At 60.3% G+C, this 17,999-nt stretch carries 17 protein-coding genes and 1 riboswitch; of the genes, 10 read left to right on the top strand and 7 right to left on the bottom strand.

The window, feature by feature from the left end:
* Positions 1-34: 34 nt before the first annotated feature.
* On the bottom strand, positions 35-925 hold the full coding sequence (locus tag M5B44_RS00290) for a pirin family protein (RefSeq protein ID WP_248737919.1): 891 nt from the start codon (positions 923-925) through the stop codon (positions 35-37).
* Between the two features lie 61 nt (positions 926-986).
* Positions 987-1,403 carry an OsmC family protein gene (locus M5B44_RS00285; RefSeq protein ID WP_065260454.1) on the bottom strand — a complete coding sequence of 139 codons (417 nt, stop codon included), beginning with the start codon at positions 1,401-1,403 and terminating at the stop codon, positions 987-989.
* Between the two features lie 377 nt (positions 1,404-1,780).
* On the opposite strand from M5B44_RS00285, the gene M5B44_RS00280 reads away from it, so the two are divergent.
* From M5B44_RS00280 to M5B44_RS00260, 5 genes are all read left to right on the top strand, one after another.
* Positions 1,781-3,406 (top strand): methyl-accepting chemotaxis protein, encoded by a 1,626-nt coding sequence (locus M5B44_RS00280; RefSeq protein ID WP_248737918.1) that lies wholly within the window; start codon positions 1,781-1,783, stop codon positions 3,404-3,406.
* A 349-nt stretch (positions 3,407-3,755) separates the two neighbouring features.
* Positions 3,756-4,814: a Gfo/Idh/MocA family protein gene (locus M5B44_RS00275; protein WP_248737917.1), complete on the top strand. Its 1,059-nt coding sequence runs from the start codon at positions 3,756-3,758 to the stop codon at positions 4,812-4,814.
* Positions 4,802-5,659: a sugar phosphate isomerase/epimerase family protein gene (locus M5B44_RS00270; protein WP_248737916.1), complete on the top strand. Its 858-nt coding sequence runs from the start codon at positions 4,802-4,804 to the stop codon at positions 5,657-5,659. The genes M5B44_RS00275 and M5B44_RS00270 overlap by 13 nt, the downstream gene beginning before the upstream one ends.
* Positions 5,660-5,844: 185 nt before the next feature.
* On the top strand, positions 5,845-7,203 hold the full coding sequence (locus tag M5B44_RS00265; RefSeq protein WP_248737915.1) for an MFS transporter: 1,359 nt from the start codon (positions 5,845-5,847) through the stop codon (positions 7,201-7,203).
* A 111-nt stretch (positions 7,204-7,314) separates the two neighbouring features.
* Positions 7,315-7,965 (top strand): TetR/AcrR family transcriptional regulator, encoded by a 651-nt coding sequence (locus tag M5B44_RS00260; RefSeq protein WP_114881947.1) that lies wholly within the window; start codon positions 7,315-7,317, stop codon positions 7,963-7,965.
* 53 nt (positions 7,966-8,018) lie between these two features.
* Here M5B44_RS00260 and M5B44_RS00255 read toward each other — a convergent pair whose 3' ends face one another.
* From M5B44_RS00255 to purM, 3 genes are read right to left on the bottom strand one after another with little or no spacing between them, the layout of a single operon-like run.
* Positions 8,019-8,732 carry a DUF3108 domain-containing protein gene (locus M5B44_RS00255; protein ID WP_085710569.1) on the bottom strand — a complete coding sequence of 238 codons (714 nt, stop codon included), beginning with the start codon at positions 8,730-8,732 and terminating at the stop codon, positions 8,019-8,021.
* An 8-nt stretch (positions 8,733-8,740) separates the two neighbouring features.
* Complete coding sequence (purN, locus tag M5B44_RS00250; protein WP_065260452.1) at positions 8,741-9,391, bottom strand: phosphoribosylglycinamide formyltransferase; 651 nt, start codon at positions 9,389-9,391, stop codon at positions 8,741-8,743.
* Entirely contained in the window at positions 9,391-10,449 is a 1,059-nt protein-coding gene (gene purM / locus M5B44_RS00245) for a phosphoribosylformylglycinamidine cyclo-ligase (protein WP_248737914.1), read from the bottom strand. Before purM ends, purN begins: the two co-directional genes overlap by 1 nt.
* 375 nt (positions 10,450-10,824) lie before the next feature.
* Here purM and M5B44_RS00240 point away from each other — a divergent pair, with 375 nt between their 5' ends.
* The 5 genes from M5B44_RS00240 (at position 10,825) to M5B44_RS00220 (ending at position 15,501) form a co-directional block, all read left to right on the top strand.
* On the top strand, positions 10,825-11,880 hold the full coding sequence (locus M5B44_RS00240) for a DUF2066 domain-containing protein (RefSeq protein ID WP_248737913.1): 1,056 nt from the start codon (positions 10,825-10,827) through the stop codon (positions 11,878-11,880).
* Between the two features lie 36 nt (positions 11,881-11,916).
* Positions 11,917-12,990 carry an AI-2E family transporter gene (locus M5B44_RS00235; RefSeq protein ID WP_085710575.1) on the top strand — a complete coding sequence of 358 codons (1,074 nt, stop codon included), beginning with the start codon at positions 11,917-11,919 and terminating at the stop codon, positions 12,988-12,990.
* 219 nt (positions 12,991-13,209) lie between these two features.
* Positions 13,210-13,914: a DnaA regulatory inactivator Hda gene (gene hda / locus M5B44_RS00230; protein WP_025111852.1), complete on the top strand. Its 705-nt coding sequence runs from the start codon at positions 13,210-13,212 to the stop codon at positions 13,912-13,914.
* A gap of 214 nt (positions 13,915-14,128) precedes the next feature.
* Entirely contained in the window at positions 14,129-14,746 is a 618-nt protein-coding gene (locus M5B44_RS00225; protein ID WP_248737912.1) for a C40 family peptidase, read from the top strand.
* Between the two features lie 218 nt (positions 14,747-14,964).
* Positions 14,965-15,501 (top strand): C40 family peptidase, encoded by a 537-nt coding sequence (locus M5B44_RS00220; RefSeq protein ID WP_085732293.1) that lies wholly within the window; start codon positions 14,965-14,967, stop codon positions 15,499-15,501.
* Positions 15,502-15,569: 68 nt separating this feature from the next.
* Here the strand turns inward: M5B44_RS00220 and M5B44_RS00215 are convergent, their stop codons facing one another.
* Together M5B44_RS00215 and M5B44_RS00210 are read right to left on the bottom strand one after the other, a co-directional pair.
* The gene (locus M5B44_RS00215; RefSeq protein WP_248737911.1) at positions 15,570-16,883 is read right to left on the bottom strand and encodes a PQQ-dependent sugar dehydrogenase; all 1,314 of its coding nucleotides are present in this window, start codon (positions 16,881-16,883) and stop codon (positions 15,570-15,572) included.
* 66 nt (positions 16,884-16,949) lie between these two features.
* A complete protein-coding gene (locus tag M5B44_RS00210) occupies positions 16,950-17,534 on the bottom strand; it encodes a hypothetical protein (protein WP_085710581.1) in 585 nt (194 codons plus the stop codon).
* A gap of 166 nt (positions 17,535-17,700) precedes the next feature.
* Positions 17,701-17,927: riboswitch (cobalamin riboswitch) on the top strand.
* The last annotated feature ends 72 nt before the right edge of the window (positions 17,928-17,999 follow it).

Genomic DNA, 17,999 nt, shown 5'->3' with positions numbered 1-17,999 from the left:
AAAGCACTCCCACGCCTGGCGTGGGAGTGTTCGTTTACAGCGGTGTCGGCTCGCTACGGGATTTCGGCAATTCAATCCGTTCGACTTCCCCCGGCACCGTCGGCCATTCCCCGGCCGCCCATTTGCGCCGGGCCTCATCGATAGCCGCCGGATCGCTCGCGACGAAATTCCAGTTGATCCGCCGTGGCCCATCCAGTGGCGCGCCACCAAACAGCACGGCATGACTGTCGCTTTCGGCGAACAGGCTCATCTCTTCCCCGGCCGGCAACACCACCAGATCGTGGGGCTCCACGGTTTCCCCATTCAATTGCACATCACCACTCAACACATACAGCGCCCGCTCCTCATGTTCGGTGGGGATCAGCAGGGTGGTTGCAGTCTGCATCTTCAGTTCGGCATACAGCGTCGGAGAAAGTACCGGCACCGGCGATTCCAGGCAAAAGCCTGACCCGGCAATCATGCGGATCTGCACGCCGAGGTTATCGCTGACCGGCAGCGTCGATGCCGGGTGATGGCTGTAATGTCCCGGACCTTGCTCGTGATCCTTGGGCGAGGCAAGCCAGATCTGCAGCCCGTGCATCTTGAAGCTTTGTTCCCAAAGTGGTTCGGGGGTGCGCTCGACGTGAGCGATTGCCGTGCCCGCGGTCATCCAGCTGACATCGCCAGCATTGACCACCTGATCCGAGCCGAGGCTGTCCTTGTGCTGGATCTGTCCTTCAAACAGATAGGTCAGCGTCGACAGACCGATGTGCGGATGCTGTCGGATGTTCATCCCTTTGCCTGCGGGATAAAGCGTTTCAAGCATGTGATCGAAAAACACGAAAGGCCCGACGCTGCGGCATTTGGCTGACGGCAGCGGACGCAGGATCGGCTGGCCTTCGACGTCTTCGGCACGCGGGCGGATGATCAGGGGTTGGGTGTCCATGGTCCATTCCAGGCTGGGCGGGTGATGCGTGGAGCATAACCCGCCGGTGTCATCGTGGTGATTACTGGCTATCGAAGCCTTGTGGGGCGTGGGTTTCGATGGTGACTTCGCTGGTGGTCATCAGTTTGTGAATCGGGCAGCGGTCGGCGACACGCAGCAGTTCTTCACGCTGGGCATCGGTGAGCACGCCTTTGAGTGTCAGGGTGACGTGCAGGGCGTATTTGCCTTTCTGTTCCTGGCTGTTGTCGCGTTTCACCTCTACGCCGACGCCCGTGAGCGGGATGTCTTTTTTCTTGGCATACAGCTTCAGGGTCAGGGCCTTGCAGGCGCCGAGGGCGGCGTCGAAATAATCGTGGGGTTCAGGCGCGGAGCCTTCGCCGCCAGCCGTGGTCGGGACATCGGTAAACAGTTCGTGCTCATCGATCTGTACGGTGTGACGGAAACCTTCGGCGGACACGGTATTGACGGTAACGGTCATGTGAACCTCGCAAGCAGTAGGAAAAGTCATTCGATCAAATAAGACCTTGCAGGTATAGAGCATTCCCGCAAGGGCGCGTTCCACTTTCTTGCCGGCGTGCGGCAGGGCGTCAGGTTATGCCGGTGAGTTGAGGAATACTTGTGCTGGTGTTTCGTCTGCCGACCTGCTTCAAGGTTTTCAGGTAACTTGCCGTTGATCTTGCGGCGAACAGCGCTCAAGTCCGGCAAAAGCGTCGCTGAATCGTTAATGCCGAGGGTTTGAAGTATTAAGGCCTTTTGATATCACCTTTTGGTCTTACGCAAATTTTCGCCGGGCCGATACCTTCTAAAGCAGCCAGCTGCAGGGTTGATGCAGCGCTTTTGGAAGGAACCAGAGCAATGAGTATCCGCAGTCTCAATATTGCCCCCCGTGCCGGGCTGGGCTTCGGTCTGTTGGCGCTGATGGTGTTTGCCCTCGGGGCGTTCGCGCTGCTGCAGATGTCGAACATGCGGGCCCAGTCCGACGAGGTCGACAAGAACTGGCTACCCAGCGTGATGGCGGTAGGCGAAATGAGTCAGGACATGCTGCGTCTGCGCGCCCTGACCATGCGTCTGTTGCTCAATCGCGATCCGCAGGCTCTCGATCAGAATGTCACCAAGCTCAATGAGCTGCGCAGTGTGCTGAGCGAAGCTCAGCAACGTTACGACATATTGATCGTGCTGCCCGAAGAGCGAGCGTTGTTTGATCGCTTCAAAGTCGCGGAGCACAAGTATCTGGAGTTGCAGGCTCAGGTGATGACGTTGTCTGCCCAGGGGAAGGTGGAAGACGCGGCAAGTATTCTCAATACCCAGATGAACCCGTTGGCCGACGACATCGCCGCGACCCTCAAAGAACTGGTCGAGTTGAACAAACACAATGCCAACCTCGCCACCGAGGCCGCACGACTGGTGTTCATCAATTCGCGGGTCTGGGTCGGGGTAATGATCGGCATCACGGCGTTGATCACCATTGGCCTGGCGCTACTGCTGACCCGCAGCATCGTGGTACCGCTCTCGCAATCGCTGGGGGTCGCCGAAGTGGTGGCCGGCGGCGATCTGACCGGTGATATCAGCATCATCGGCAAAGATGAGCCGGCGCGGCTGCTGCATGCGCTCAAGAGCATGCAACACAGCCTGCGCGACACCATCCGGCAGATTTCGGAATCGTCCAGCCAATTGGCCTCGGCCTCGGAAGAGCTGAGCTGCGTCACCGAAGATGCGACGCGCGGGTTGCATCAGCAGAGCCTGGAAATCGAGCAGGCCGCCACCGCGGTCAATCAGATGACCGCCGCCGTTGAAGAGGTCGCCAGCAACGCCGTGGCGACTTCCGAGGCATCACGGGAGTCGGACCGCATTGCCCAGCATGGCCGTGAGCAAGTGCAGCAGACCGTGTCGTCCATCGAGTTGTTGGCGGATGACGTTACCGCCAACGCCACGCAGGTTGAGGATCTGGCGCAGAAGGTCTACAGCATCAGCAAAGTGCTGGAAGTGATCCGTTCGATTGCCGAGCAGACGAATCTCCTTGCGTTGAACGCGGCGATCGAAGCGGCCCGCGCCGGTGATGCCGGGCGCGGCTTCGCGGTGGTGGCCGACGAGGTGCGGGCATTGGCCCACCGTACCCAGCAGTCGACCCAGGAAATCGAGCAGATGATCGGCGGCATACAGCAGGGCACCGATTCGGCGGTCAGTTCGATGCAGCAAAGTAATGTTCGTGCGCGCTCGACGCTGGAGCTGGCGAAAGCGGCGGGCGTGGCGCTGGAGGAAATCGCTTCCGCATTCACCTTGATCAACGAACGCAATCTGGTGATCGCCAGCGCTTCGGAAGAGCAGGCTGCCGTGGCGCGGGAAGTGGATCGCAACCTGATGAACATCCGCGATCTGGCGATGCAGACCTCGGCGGGGGCCAATCAGACCAGTGCCGCGAGTCAGGAATTGTCACGGCTGGCGGTGGATCTGAACAACATGGTGGCCAAGTTTTCGGTCTGACCGTTGCTCGATTTCTGTGGATTTCATGCCTGTCTGACCAGACGCCCGATGCTTGCATCGGGCGTTTTTCATTTCGAATGACAGATCGTGTTTTTTTCACCTTATTGTGAATTAAATTATTCGATTTTATTTTATAAAATAATTAATCAATAAGTTATAGGAATAAAAAATCAGCAAATTGCTGAAAATACTCCATTTTTTCATTTTTTAACTGGCTAGATAATTATTTGAAATTCCTTTTTGAGGGAAATAGTCTGTCATTTCTCGTCAATTGTTGATGAGTTATCAGCTTTATTTCACGTATTGGTGAATAAAGCGGCATATGACATTCCCCGATGAAGGAAACAACGTGAACAAGATCCCGATCGGCGTCATTGGCGCAGGCTTGATTGGCAAGACCCACATCGAACGTGCCATGGCCCAGGAAAACGTGGAGCTGGTCGGCATTGCCGATCCCACACCTGCCGCACAGACACTGGCAGCTTCTCTTGGCGTGCCGTGGTTCGAGCATTACGACGCCATGCTGCAAGTGGCAAAACCGCGTGGCGTAGTGGTGGCGACGCCCAACGTCACCCATGCCGATGTGGCGGTTGATTGCCTTGAGCGAAAGGTGGCGGTGCTGGTCGAGAAACCGATCGCCGACACACTGGTAAACGCCCGGCGCATCTGCGCGGCCTCCGCCGCCCACGGCGTACCCGCACTGGTCGGCCATCAGCGGCGCTACAACCCGATCATGCGGCATGCCAAATCGATCGTGGATGCCGGGTTGCTGGGGCGACCGGTCAGCGTGACGGCGTTGTGCACCTGGCTCAAGCCGGACGACTACTTCGAGACTGCGTGGCGCCGGCAGGCCGGTGGCGGGCCGGTGCTGATCAACCTGATTCATGACATCGACCTGCTGCGCTTTCTGTTCGGCGAGATCGAGAGCCTGCAAGCCATCACGTCCAGCAAAGTCCGGCGCTTCGAGGTAGAGGACACTGCGGCGGTGCTGCTGCGTTTTCGCAACGGCGCGCTGGGCACCGTATCGGTCTCCGATGCCACGGCGGCGCCATGGAACTGGGATCTGTCGGCGGGCGAAGCCGAGCGTTTCCCGCGTCAGGATGACGTCAATTCGCACTTCTTCTCGGGCACCGAAGGGTCGCTCACCTTGCCGCGACTGGAACTGTGGCGCTATCACGGCCAAAAGGGCTGGCATGACGCGATCACCATGGAGCGCTCCGTTCCACATATCGGCTGCCCGTATGCCGAACAGATGCGCCACTTTTGTGCGGTCATCGCCGGCAACGAGCGCCCGGTTTGCTCCGCCGAGGATGGCTTCCGCACCCTTGAAGCGACGCTCGCTGTGCATGCCGCCGCTCGCACCGGTGCCGTCGTACGCCTGGAAGGAGGGACATCATGGGGCGCCTGATCGGCCTGGCGCCGCTGTCGCACCTGGAGCTGTCGCCGGTGGAAATGGTCGAGTGCGCGGCGGTGGCCGGTTACGACTGCGTCGGGCTGCGCCTGATCCCGGCGACGGATCAGGAACCCCAGTGGGATTCAGTCGGCGATACAGCGTTGATCCGGGATACCGCGCGCCGGTTGCGCGACACCGGGATCGTGGTGTCGGACATCGAGCTGTTCCGCCTGCAGCCGACCACGGATCTCAAGACGTTTCGTGCAGCTCTGGAAACCGGAGCGCTGCTCGGTGCGCGAAATGCCGTGGTGTCCGGGCAAGTCGCGGATTTTTCGCAAATGACCGATCTGTTCGGCGGTTTTTGCGAAATGGCGGCTGGCTATGGCATCAGCGCAAACCTGGAGCCGACACCCTGGGTGGCGGTCGGCAGTGTGGCGGCGGCGGCGCGTCTGATCGAGGCGGCGGATTGTGCCAATGCGGGGATTCTGATCGATCCGATCCACTTCGACCGGGCCGGCGACCGCGTCGAGGCGCTTGCCGAGCTGCCACCGCAGTACTTTCGGTTGATGCAGCTTTGCGACGCGCCGGCACAGCGTCCGGTCGATCTGAACACCTTGCTGCATCAGGCGCGGGCCGAGCGGTTGATGCCTGGGGATGGCGGTCTGGACCTGCAACGTCTGCTCAGGGCGATGCCGCGTCAGATCCCGCTGAGCCTGGAGGTGCCCATGCGCAGTCTCGCCGCTCAATGGCCGGCAGTGGAACGAGCCAGGCGAATGCTGGAGAAGACGCGGGCACTGCTCGTCAGCCTGGAGCTGGACGCCTGGGGTGATCTGGATGAGGCACCCGCCGTTTGTCACTGATGTACGCGATCACGACCAGACGCCGGATCATAAGGGGAGGGTTTCATCCACTGACCTGACGATCGACGCACAGGTGCGCCTTGCGGGCTCGCACCAGACTCAACAACAAAAACAACAAGGCATCCACGGCGCCGGTTTTTCCCGGCAGCCGTCGGGCAGTCGATAAAGCGGTAGCGGAGGTAGCAATGAATACCCAGGCAACAAAAACCAAAAAAACGCCGGGCAAGGCAGCATTGGCGGGCTGGATTGGCAGTGCGATGGAGTACTACGACTTTTTCATCTACGGCACGGCGGCGGCGCTGGTGTTCGGCAAGGTTTTCTTCCCGGCGTCGGAGCCGGCCACCGGCGTTCTTCTGGCCTTGGCCACCTTTGGCGTGGGTTACATCGCGCGCCCGGTGGGTGCCTTGTTTCTGGGGCATCTGGGCGACCGCTTCGGACGCAAGCGGGTGCTGGTGCTGACCCTGCTGTTGATGGGTATTTCGACCTTTCTGGTCGGGTGCCTGCCAAGCTACGACAGTATCGGGATCGCGGCGCCGATCATGCTGGTGATCCTGCGCCTGTGTCAGGGCTTCTCGGCATCAGGGGAGCAGGCGGGGGCCAACTCGATGACCCTCGAACATGCACCGTCGCGACAACGGGCGTTCTTCACCAGCTTCACCTTGAGCGGCACCCAGGCCGGGCTGATTCTGGCGACGCTGGTGTTTCTGCCGATTTCCGCGATGCCGGAAGAACAATTGCTGTCCTGGGGCTGGCGCATTCCATTCTGGTTGAGCGTGGTGGTGTTGGTCGTGGGTTTTCTGATCCGGCGCAACATCGAGGAAACCCCGGTGTTTCAGGAGGAGCGTGAGCGCAATCAGACAGCCCGGATGCCGCTGAAAACCCTGTTTGCCGACTATCGCAGTGATGTGGTGCGGGTGGCGCTGGCAGCCATGGTGTCCACGGTCAGTACCGTGTTCGGGATCTTTTCCCTGTCGTATGCGGTGAACATTGCGGGTGTCGAGCGCAGCACCATGCTCTGGTTGACGATCATGACCAATATCGTGGCTCTGTTCGCCATTCCGCTGTGGGCAATGCTTGCCGACCTGATCGGGCGCCGGCCGGTCTATCTGTTCGGAGTGCTGGCCAGCGGTTTGCTGATGTTTCCTTACCTGTGGTCGATCGAGCAGCACAATTTGCCGCTGATGTTTGTGCTTGGCGTTCTGATGTCCGGGATCTGCTTCAGTGCGGCGAACGGCATCTGGCCGGCGTTCTTCGGTGAGATGTTCAGTACTCGCGTGCGTCTGTCGGGCATGGCGATCGGTACTCAGGTCGGTTTTGCGCTCTCGGGATTCGCGCCGATCATTGCGGCGGCGTTCATGACTTCGATCCATCGCCCCTGGCTGCCGGCGGCCTGTCTGACGTTGCTGGCCTGTGCCATTGCGGCGCTGGCCACCTGGAGCGCCCGGGAAACCTTTGATGTGGACATGCAAGACCTGGGGCGAGACACGCCGCGCGACAAGCCACAAGTGAAACCACGGGGTGTGTTTCTGGAAGGCGTTGACTGAGGCCCGTCCGGGCTGTGAGGGGGTGGCCAGGGATTTGGCCTCCACCGCCGCTACGGACTTCGGGTATTCTCCAAGGCTTCACTCCACAGGATTTCGGCCACCGACTCGCCCATGACCGACTCTATCAATGAAGTGACGCAAACCAAGCGTTCACGCAATGCCAAGCGCTCCCAGCAAACCATCCTCGAGGCTGCCCGTGGCGTATTTGCCGAGCAGGGGCTGGAGGGCGCGCGTTTTGAGGAGATCGCCGAGCGTGCCGGCGTCGACAAGCGACTGATCTATTACTACTACGCCAACAAGGAAGAACTGTTCCTGTGTGTGCTGGAGGAAGGTTATCTGCAGTTGCGTCAGGCCGAGCGTGAACTTGATCTGGAGGCGTTGCCGCCGATGGATGCGATTCGCCGGTTGATCGAGTTCTCGTGGCGTTTCTACAACGACCATCCGGAATTCATGGCGCTGGTAAACAATGAAAACCTGCACCGGGCGCGGCACCTGGCGGGGTCGAGTCGTTTGCCGGAGCTGGCGTCTCCGCTGGTGGACAATCTCGGGCGGATTCTGGAGCAGGGGCGTGTCGAGGGTGTTTTTCGCGGAGGGGTCGATCCGGTTCAGCTGTATTTCACGCTGGTGGGGCTGACCTATTTCTATCTGGCCAATCAGCACACGCTGTCGACCATTCATGGTCGCGATCTGGTGACGCCCAAGGCGCTCAATGAGCGTTTGTCCCACGTTACGGAAGTGATTCTGGGCTTTCTGGTGCGCTGAGCCTCTAATCGAAGGCGAAAAAAAGCCCCGCGTTTGCGGGGCTTTTCGTTGGATCAGCTGCCTTTGACTGTCTTGCCGTTGACCGTGCCGTCCTGGAGCATGATGTTGTACTCCTTGCCGTCGGTCTCGACCTGTTGCAGGCGGACCAGCAGGTAATCCCAGTCCTTGGCGAACCACATGACAGTGGTGCGCTTGCTTTGTGTCGGATCACGCACGCGCTCGACCTTGATCGCGTCGATCTTGCCGGCCTTGGTCTCGACTTTCTCGGTACCCAGGACGCGGAAGTCATAGGTATCGACATCGCCACCGTCGACCACCTGATAGCTCATGGTCTTCTTGCCGGAGGCGACATCATGCTGCAGCGCCAGCTGGTAGGTGGACTTGTCGACCATGCCACGGTTCAGCGGGACTTTGACCGCGTCGCCACGGTCGGTGCCGGTGACCAGTTTGTTGTTCCAGTCGAAGTCCAGATCAGCCTTTTTCGCCTTGCCCAGGCCACCACGTTCGAAGTGGTAGGACTGCGGAAGCAGGGTGTCCTTGTCCAGGGTCAGGGTGCTTTCCTCGGACAGGCTGGCGATCATCATCGAAGCCTTGAAGCTGAGCTTCCAGACGCCGTTGGCTTCCTTGGTCAGGCTGCGTTCGGCGGTACCGCTCATGGGCAACTGTTTCCAGTCGGCGGTGTAGCTGGCGGAGAACGGTTGAAGGTCTGCCGCCTGGGCGAAAGGCAGGGCGAGCAGAGCGCAAGCGAAGAGCAGGGCGCGACGCATAAAATCTCCTAGTTTCGAATCAAGTGACCGCTGGCCCCGAGTAACTGGCCATCCAGTAAAGCACCTTGCTCGCCGAGGGTCAGCCGTCCTTCGGCAAACCAGCGTACGGCCATCGGGTAGATCAGGTGTTCCTGAACGTGAACCCGCTGCGCCAGACTCTGCGGCGAATCGTGCAACTCTACCGGTATTACTGCCTGTACGACCAGTGGTCCGCCATCGAGTTCCTCGGTGACGAAGTGCACGGAGCAGCCGTGTTCGGCGTCGCCGGCTTCCAGCGCGCGCTGATGAGTGTGTAACCCTTTGTATTTGGGCAGCAGCGACGGATGGATATTGAGCAGGCGACCCTGATAGTGCCGGACGAAGTCAGCGCTGAGAATACGCATGAACCCGGCCAGTACCACGAGTTTCGGATTGAATTCGTCGATCAGTTCGATCAGGGCGGCATCGAAGGCCTCGCGACCTTCGAAACCCTTGTGATCCAGCGAGCGGGTGGCGATACCCGCGTCACGGGCGCGTTGCAGGCCGTAGGCGTCGGCGCGGTTGGAAATCACCGCAGCGATGCGGACCGGGCTGTCGCCGGTCCGCGTGCTGTCGATCAGGGCCTGCAAGTTACTGCCGGTGCCGGACAGCAGCACCACGACATCACAGGTATTAGGCATTAGTGAGCCTTGAGGTTTTTCAGCTCGACCTGGGCAGCGCCTTCGGCGGCGACACCGATCTGGCCGATGACCCAAGGCTGTTCGCCGGCTTCACGCAGGGTGTTCAGGGCAGTTTCAACGTGCTCCTGAGCCACGCAGATCACCATGCCCACGCCGCAGTTCAGTACGCGGTGCATTTCGGTCTCGTCGACGTTGCCTTTCTCTTGCAGCCAGTCGAAGACGGCCGGGCGAGTCCAGCTGGCCACGTCAACCACGGCTTGAGCGCCTTTTGGCAGAACGCGCGGGATGTTGTCCAGCAGGCCGCCACCGGTGATGTGGGCCATGGCCTTGACGGCGCCGGTGTCCTTGATCAGCTTGAGCAGCGGCTTCACGTAGATGCGGGTCGGGGCCATCAGCAGATCGGTCAGCGGCTTGCCGTCGAGCTGAACGGTTTCGATGTCGGCGCCGGACACTTCGATGATCTTGCGGATCAGCGAGTAGCCGTTGGAGTGCGGGCCGGACGATGGCAGGGCGATCAGGGCGTCACCGGTGGCGACTTTCGAGCCGTCGATGATTTCCGCTTTTTCCACGACGCCGACGCAGAAACCGGCCAGATCGTAGTCTTCGCCTTCGTACATGCCAGGCATTTCAGCGGTTTCGCCGCCGACCAGCGAGCAGCCAGCCAGTTCGCAGCCTGCACCGATACCGGTGACGACAGTGGCGGCAACGTCGACGTTCAGCTTGCCGGTGGCGTAGTAGTCAAGGAAGAACAGTGGCTCGGCGCCGCACACCACCAGATCGTTGACGCACATGGCGACCAGGTCCTGACCGATGCTGTCGTGCTTGTTCAGGTTCAGTGCCAGACGCAGCTTGGTGCCGACGCCGTCGGTGCCGGAAACCAGTACTGGCTGCTTGTAGCCGGCCGGGATTTCGCAGAGGGCGCCGAAACCGCCCAGGCCGCCCATGACTTCCGGGCGCGCAGTGCGCTTGGCGACGCTCTTGATGCGTTCGACCAATGCTTCACCGGCGTCGATGTCTACACCGGCGTCCTTGTAGCTCAGGGAGGGTTGCTTGCTCATGATCCAGGCCTTTAGGGGAGGGGATTCAGGGGTAACGACCGAGTTCAGCGGGAACTTCGAAATCGAGGGGGCGATGGCCTCACGCGAGTTTCGAGGTGCCCGGCTGTTGCCGGTCTGCGAAGGCGCGCGATTTTATCAGGCTTGAGGGGCAGCGGCCATCCTCACGCCGACGGGCAGGGGCATATCGGCCGAAATTTTTTGCAAATGAAGCTGTGGGTGACATCACGGGTGCCTGTATAAGGAACCGTCTATCGTTAGGGCTATGCAAAAACTTATCGCCAGCGTGTGAATGTTTTGCAACGGCCAGTGGTCACAGGCTTGCTCAATCCGGTTCACGCGGCCTGTTCCAGCCGCTCTTGTCGACGGGAATTCTCCATGCGTTTGTGTAAATTGCTGTTAGTGGGCTGCTTGTCTCTGGTCAGCCTGGCGAGCCAGGCCGAAAACGTCAAAGGGCTTTATCAGGTGCGCGAACCGGTCAACGGCCAGTCACCGGAGGAGCGTGATCGTGCCACGCAAGCAGCGCTGGATACGCTGGTGCTGCGTCTCACGGGGGATCCGAAGGCACCGCAGAATCCCGGGTTGGCGCCGATTCGCAAGGATCCGCAACAAATCATCAGCCAGTTTGGTTTCGATGCCGGGCCACCGGAGGTATTGAAGGTCGACTTCGATCCGGCCACCACTGAGCAGGCGCTGCGCCGTGCCGGGTTGTCGCTGTGGGGCGCGAGTCGGCCGTCGATTCTGAGCTGGTGGCTGAACGACTCCACCGAAGGCTCGAGCCTGGTGGGCGACGGTCAGGCCAGTGCGGCGCCCTTGCGACGTGCCGCCCAGCACCGAGGGTTGCCGTTGCGCCTGCCGCTGGCGGATCTGAGTGAGCAACTGGTCGCAACCGCGCCGACGCTCGAAGGCACCGATCCAGCTCCGCTTCATGCAGCGTCTGAACGTTACAACGCTGACGCCTTGCTTGCTGTGCATGCCCGCGAAGAGGGTGGTCAGTGGCAAGCCAAATGGCATTTGTGGCTGGGTGATCAAAAGGAAGCGGGAAGTGTGCAGGGGGCTGATCAGGCCGCTGTCGCCGATGCCGTGATGCTGGCGGTGGCCGAGCGGCTGGCGCCGCGCTTTGTTGCCAAGCCTGGCGCTTCGGGGCAGCAGACGCTGGAAGTTCAGGGCATGAATCTGGAGCATTACGCGACGTTGCTGCGGATGCTCGAACCTTTTGGTGTGCGGCTGCAGAGTGTCGATGCCGATCGCATTGTGTATCGGGTCAATGGCAGTGCCGATCAGTTGCGGGCGCAGTTGTCGCTGGCGAAGTTGCAGGAAATGCCGGCCGAGGCGCCGGCTCCGGTGGCTCCGCAGCCTGCAGTGCCAGGCGGTGCGCCTATCGTTGCGCCGGCACCGGCACCTGCGGCACCGTCGTTGCGATTCCGCTGGTAGGTTTTTCTTTCATATATAGAAGCAATGGAGTGTTACATGGCCGATACGCGGCGTTGGTTCTGGCTCGGTGGGGTGCTCCTGCTTTGCGCGTTTGTCTGGTTGCTGCATCCGATCCTCACGCCGTTTCTGGTGGCGCTGTTGCTCGCTTATCTGTTCGACCCTTTGGTGGATCGTCTTGAGCGGCTCGGCTTGTCCCGCACCTGGGGCGTGATTGCGGTGTTCGCCTTGTTCACCCTGATCTTCACCACGTTGCTGCTGGTGCTGGTGCCGATGCTCGCCAAACAGTTGCTGCGTCTGTACGAACTGGCACCGCAGATGCTCGACTGGCTGCAGCACACGGCGTTGCCATGGGCGCAGTCGAAGCTGGGTTTGTCGGATGGCTTCTGGAAGTTCGACAAGGTCAAGGCAGCGATCACCGAGCACATGGGCCAGACCACCGACATCGTCGGCGTGGTGCTGAGCCAGGCCACCGCTTCCAGTCTGGCGCTGATCGGCTGGCTGGCGAATCTGGTGCTGATCCCGGTGGTGAGTTTCTACCTGCTGCGCGACTGGGACGTGATGATGGCCAAGATCCGCAGCCTGTTGCCGCGTGATCGTGAAGAGCGTGTGGTGGCGCTGGCAGGCGAATGTCACGAGGTACTCGGGGCGTTCGTACGCGGGCAGTTGCTGGTGATGCTGGCGCTGGGCGTGATCTATGCGGCGGGGCTGATGATTGTCGGTCTGGAGCTGGGCCTGTTGATTGGTCTGATCGCCGGTCTGGCGGCCATCGTGCCTTATATGGGGTTTGTGATCGGGATCGGCGCGGCGCTGATTGCCGGGCTGTTCCAGTTTGGCGGTGACCTGTACCCGATGATCGGGATCGTTGCAGTGTTCATGGTCGGTCAGGCCCTGGAAGGCATGGTGCTGACGCCGTTGCTGGTGGGTGACCGAATCGGTCTGCATCCGGTGGCAGTGATCTTTGCGATCCTTGCCGGTGGTGAGCTGTTCGGCTTCACCGGTGTGCTGCTGGCCTTGCCGGTGGCGGCGGTGATCATGGTGTTGGTGCGCCACGTCCATGACTTGTACAAGGACTCCGAAATGTATAGCGGAGTCGATGATCCGAAGCTCTGATGCGATGGAGGGCTGCCCGGTGGATTGCCGGGTTGGCCCGTCTCGTGCAGGCAATGCTGGCGCCTGTGCGCCAAAGAAACTGTCATAAAACCAGTGTGTTAACGCAAACCTTTGATTTTGCTTGGGGTCTGTCGCATTGTGCGCTCCGCTTCACGGGTATAAACTTCGCACACTTTACACAGAGGCCACTAACGGTTCCTTGGGAACTGTTCAGTCAGCATGAAACCGATTCAGCTGCCCCTAGGTGTGCGTCTGCGTGACGACGCCACCTTCATCAACTACTACCCAGGCGCCAATGCCGCTGCACTCGGCTATGTCGAGCGTCTATGCGAAGCCGACGCCGGATGGACCGAAAGCCTGATCTATCTGTGGGGCAAGCACGGGGTAGGGCGTACGCATCTGTTGCAGGCCGCGTGCCTGCGTTTCGAGCAGATGGGCGAACCGGCGGTGTACCTGCCGCTGGCCGAGTTGATGGATCGCGGCATCGAAATTCTCGACAACCTCGAACAGTACGAACTGGTCTGCCTGGACGACTTGCAGGTGATCGCCGGCAAGCCCGACTGGGAAGAGGCGATGTTTCACCTGTTCAACCGTCTGCGCGACAGCGGTCGTCGATTGCTGATCGCCGCCTCCACCTCGCCGCGTGAATTGCCGGTAAAGCTGGCTGACTTGAAGTCGCGCCTGACCCTGGCGCTGATCTTCCAGATGCGTCCTCTCTCCGATGAAGACAAATTGCGTGCCTTGCAATTGCGTGCATCCCGTCGAGGTCTGCATCTGACCGATGAGGTCGGGCATTTTATTTTGACTCGCGGTACTCGCAGCATGAGCGCGCTTTTTGACCTGCTCGAGCAGCTCGATCAGGCCTCTTTGCAGGCTCAACGCAAGCTGACCATTCCCTTCCTGAAAGAAACCCTGGGCTGGTAAAACCGGGGCTTTCAGCGGGTTTCGGCATATTTCAGGCGCCAGAAAATCCGCTTTCCTGTGCATTGCGCAGGCTGCGTCTCGATTCAAATAGGCTTAAGCGCTTAGATGTAAACGAGAAACCGGGAAGTCACAAAAAGATCGATTGAATTTGCAAATGAGGCTGATAGCGGGCATAGTCTCGGCTTCTTTACAACTATCAGCCACGGTCGTGCCCATGCTAAAGCGCTTCGCACCCCTCGTGCCTCTCGCACTCGTCACCCTGTTGTTCGGTTGCGCTGCTCATTCACCTGTTCAAGAGCAGCAACAACAGGCTAAAAATTCTGCCACCGCCCAGTCTTCCGTTATTTACCAGGAAGAGCTGGACACCGAAAAGGAACTGGCCGCTTTCAACGGCAAGAAGCCTTACCAGCTTCCGGTTCTGGCCGACAGCATTCTTGAACGCGGCATGTCCCTGATCGGTACCCGTTACCGTTTCGGCGGTACCTCTGAAGCCGGGTTCGATTGCAGCGGTTTCATCGGCTACCTGTTCCGCGAAGAAGCCGGCATGAACCTGCCGCGCTCCACCCGCGAAATGATCAACGTGGATGCTCCGCTGGTATCGCGCGGCAACCTCGAGCCGGGCGATCTGCTGTTCTTCGCCACCAATGGTCGTCGCGGTCGTGTCAGCCACGCCGGGATCTACCTGGGCGACAATCAGTTCATTCACTCCAGCAGTCGTCGCAGCGGCGGTGTCCGTATCGACAGCCTGGGTGACAGCTACTGGAGCAAGTCCTTCATCGAAGCCAAACGCGCTTTGGCGAACGCTCCAACCGTGGTTACCGCTCGCAAGTAATCACGCCTTGGTCGCCACGCTCGTGGCGACAAGCGGTCCTTCAGGGGCAATAGACTTAAACTTTACAAGGTGAAGTTAAAGTCTTACTTGAAGTTTGCCGCGTAGCCGCTAGAATCCTGATCTATATTGATGGCAAACCGCCTGCGTCCCAACGCAGGCGGTTTTGTTTTCTGTCGAATCGGCAGTAAAAGCCGCAGCCAGATCAGGATGTTCTGCTTATGACGATGACGGCCCGCCTTGCCCTGATGTTCTTTGCAGCGCTGCTCAGCGCTTGCGCCAGTCGCACTCCGCCGCCAGCCCCCGTGGTTCGCGCGCCGATTGTGTTCGGATCCTCCCAGGCCTTTTCTCCCGCTGCCGAAGACGTGCTGTTCCGCGCGCTCGGGCTGGTGGGCACGCCTTATCGCTGGGGCGGCAACACGCCTGACTCGGGTTTTGATTGCAGCGGTCTGATTGGTTTTGTCTACCGCGATGCGGCCGGTATCAGCCTGCCGCGTTCGACGCGCGAGTTGATCGTCATGCAGGCGCCGAATGTCGGCAAGGAAGGGCTGCAGACCGGCGACCTGATCTTCTTCGCCACCAACGGCGGCTCTCAGGTCAGTCATGCGGGGATCTACGTCGGGGAAGGGCGCTTCGTTCACGCCCCGGCCACCGGCGGTACGGTGAAGCTGGACAGCCTTTCGAAAGCGTATTGGCAGAAAGCCTATCTGAGTGCCAAGCGCGTTCTGCAGCCGGAGCACCTGGCGCACAACCCGTAAAGCTGCGAATCAATAAAAAACCGTGGGAGCACATTGGCTCCCACGGTTTTTTTGTTTCAGGGCTTGGGCTATTTGGCCGCCGACACCCGCCACACCTTGTTCCCCACGTCATCGGCTACCAGCAATCCGCCTTGCTGATCAATCACCACGCCAACCGGGCGACCCAAAGCGTTTTCGTCCTTGTCGAGGAAACCGGTCAGCACATCCACCGGCGTTCCGCTCGGCTTGCCGGCGGCAAACGGCACGAAGATCACCTTGTAGCCACTGTGCGGCTTGCGGTTCCACGAGCCGTGCTGGCCGATGAAGGCGCCTTCCTTGAATTGCGCCGGCAGCGTGTTGCCCTCGGCGAAGGTCAGGCCCAGTGAGGCAGTGTGCGGGCCGACGGCGTAATCCGGAGCGATGGCCTTGGCCACCAGGTCCAGGTTTTGTGGCTCGACGCGGACATCGACGTGCTGGCCGTAATAGCTGAACGGCCAGCCATAGAAACCGCCATCCTTGACCGAGGTGATGTAGTCCGGCACCAGATCGCTGCCGATCTCGTCCCGCTCGTTTACCGCTGTCCACAGCGCGCCGCTTTTCGGCTCCCAGGCCAGGCCGTTGGGGTTGCGGATGCCCGAAGCGAAGATCCGGTGATTGCCGGTCGCTCGATCCACCTCCCAGATCGCCGCGCGACCTTCTTCCTGATCCAGGCCGTTTTCGCCGACGTTGCTGTTCGAGCCGACGGTGACGTACAGCTTGCTGCCATCCTTGCTGGCAATGACGTTTTTGGTCCAGTGATGGTTGAGCGGGCCGCCCGGCAGATCCACGACCTTGATCGGCTGGCTCTTGATTTCGGTTGCCCCGGGTTCGTAGTGAAAGCGCAGCAGGCGGTCGGTATCGGCGACGTACAGATCGTTGCCGACCAGCGTCATGCCGAATGGCGAATTCAGGTTCTGCAGAAACACCGTGCGCGTCTCGGCCACGCCGTCGTGATCAGCATCACGCAACAGGGTGATGCGGTTCGGGCTTACTACGCCGGCACCTGCGCGGCCCATGACTTTTTTCATCACCCAACCGCGTATGCCTTTGCCGTCGTCCGGTTTTGGCGGGGCATTGGTTTCCGCCACCAGCACATCGCCGTTGGGCAGCACGTAGAGCCAGCGCGGGTGATCGAGATTCTCGGCAAACGCCGCCACCTGAGTGCCTGCCGCTGGCGTCGGTTTCGCGCCCGCCGGCCAGCCGATCGCCGGGGCGATATTCACCGTCGGGATCAGGGTCTTGTTCGGTTCGGGGAGTTTGGGGGACGGGCCAGTGCCGTCCGAGACTTGCAGGCTGGAGGATTCACCACAGGCGGTGAGCCCTCCGGCGAGTGCGATGACGAAAACGAGGTGGGGCTTGCGCATTACTGATCTTCCCTATGAATGCATTCCTAATCATAGAGAAGCACACCAGCCCGATGGTTCAACCCCTCAGCCGCGTGCTTCCTTGAACAGCACGGCAATGCCGGGATGGTAATTGCCAGCCTCGCTGCGCAATTTGCGATAAGCGTACGGGAAGTACCAGGCGACGGCGCAGGTGTGTTCCTTTTGCAGGTCGTCGACCATGTCCTGCAGTTCTTCCGGGCTGGCGCTGTGCTGGGCTTTCTGTGGGGCGACGAACAGACAGCCGAGTTTGAGGTCGCTGGCGTAGCTGATGCGCTTGGCGTCGCTGGTGATATCGGCCAGGGCCTGGGTCAGATTCAGGCTGTTGACGCGCGGCCAGCGCTGAGTCGCCTGGATATAGGCGCGATCTTCGGCGCCGGCCAGGAACAGGTCGGCCCGGGCATTGCGTTCGCCTTCCTCGTTCTGTTTGCGCGTGGCGGTGTCGCGCAGGGTGACCAGTTCGGCCATCCATGCGGCGGCGGACAGCAGGCCGAGGTTGGCTTTTTCGTCGTGCCAGTAGGGTGTGTCGTTGTCGCCGCGCACGGCGTTGTAGCGGTCGATACAGTCAAACCATCGTTCCAGCACCGGGCGCAGGAATTCCAGCCGCGGATTGCTGATGATCATGCCTTGCATGGTGCTCTCCCTTGTTATTGTGATGTGCTCTCTGCAGTCAAAAAGCATGGCTCTTTGATATCACTGCTGACAGTGTGGCACAAGATTGGCGTCAGATAATTGATCGACGGCAGTTATTTGCCGCACGACCCCCTCTTCATTTGACGCTCCACCCCCAACCCTCTAACCTTCGCGGCTTGTTTCAGGTGCTCTGTGACCGCTGTCGACAGAGTGAAACAGGGAAGCCGGTGAGGATTGTCTTCAAGCGAAGAACCATCACGATCCCGGCGCTGCCCCCGCAACGGTAAATGAGTGAAAGCTGCGTTGGATGCCACTGCTGCAAAGCGGGAAGGCGCGCAGCCAGGCGAACGCCGCTCATGAGCCCGGAGACCGGCCTGATCCATCCAGCGGCATCACGGTGGGCGATGCCAGGCTTGTTGCCGTCTATTCTTGTGCCTGCCCGCCGTTATCCAGCCTCAACGGAGA

This window comes from Pseudomonas sp. MWU12-2029 (assembly GCF_023242425.1).
Classification (GTDB): Bacteria; Pseudomonadota; Gammaproteobacteria; order Pseudomonadales; family Pseudomonadaceae; genus Aquipseudomonas; species Aquipseudomonas kribbensis.
The sequence above is the reverse complement of the archived record's forward strand: the minus strand, read 5'-3'. Positions and strand labels throughout refer to the sequence as shown.

Excerpts from the sequence above, each read along its gene's own strand:
- M5B44_RS00290 (WP_248737919.1), bottom strand. The coding sequence starts at position 925 with ATGGACACCCAACCCCTGATCATCCGCCCGCGTGCCGAAGACGTCGAA.
- M5B44_RS00285 (WP_065260454.1), bottom strand. The coding sequence starts at position 1,403 with ATGACCGTTACCGTCAATACCGTGTCCGCCGAAGGTTTCCGTCACACC.
- M5B44_RS00280 (WP_248737918.1), top strand. The coding sequence starts at position 1,781 with ATGAGTATCCGCAGTCTCAATATTGCCCCCCGTGCCGGGCTGGGCTTC.
- M5B44_RS00270 (WP_248737916.1), top strand. The coding sequence starts at position 4,802 with ATGGGGCGCCTGATCGGCCTGGCGCCGCTGTCGCACCTGGAGCTGTCG.
- M5B44_RS00265 (WP_248737915.1), top strand. The coding sequence starts at position 5,845 with ATGAATACCCAGGCAACAAAAACCAAAAAAACGCCGGGCAAGGCAGCA.
- M5B44_RS00260 (WP_114881947.1), top strand. The coding sequence starts at position 7,315 with ATGACCGACTCTATCAATGAAGTGACGCAAACCAAGCGTTCACGCAAT.
- M5B44_RS00255 (WP_085710569.1), bottom strand. The coding sequence starts at position 8,732 with ATGCGTCGCGCCCTGCTCTTCGCTTGCGCTCTGCTCGCCCTGCCTTTC.
- purN (WP_065260452.1), bottom strand. The coding sequence starts at position 9,391 with ATGCCTAATACCTGTGATGTCGTGGTGCTGCTGTCCGGCACCGGCAGT.
- purM (WP_248737914.1), bottom strand. The coding sequence starts at position 10,449 with ATGAGCAAGCAACCCTCCCTGAGCTACAAGGACGCCGGTGTAGACATC.
- M5B44_RS00240 (WP_248737913.1), top strand. The coding sequence starts at position 10,825 with ATGCGTTTGTGTAAATTGCTGTTAGTGGGCTGCTTGTCTCTGGTCAGC.
- M5B44_RS00235 (WP_085710575.1), top strand. The coding sequence starts at position 11,917 with ATGGCCGATACGCGGCGTTGGTTCTGGCTCGGTGGGGTGCTCCTGCTT.
- hda (WP_025111852.1), top strand. The coding sequence starts at position 13,210 with ATGAAACCGATTCAGCTGCCCCTAGGTGTGCGTCTGCGTGACGACGCC.
- M5B44_RS00225 (WP_248737912.1), top strand. The coding sequence starts at position 14,129 with ATGCTAAAGCGCTTCGCACCCCTCGTGCCTCTCGCACTCGTCACCCTG.
- M5B44_RS00220 (WP_085732293.1), top strand. The coding sequence starts at position 14,965 with ATGACGATGACGGCCCGCCTTGCCCTGATGTTCTTTGCAGCGCTGCTC.
- M5B44_RS00215 (WP_248737911.1), bottom strand. The coding sequence starts at position 16,883 with ATGCGCAAGCCCCACCTCGTTTTCGTCATCGCACTCGCCGGAGGGCTC.
- M5B44_RS00210 (WP_085710581.1), bottom strand. The coding sequence starts at position 17,534 with ATGCAAGGCATGATCATCAGCAATCCGCGGCTGGAATTCCTGCGCCCG.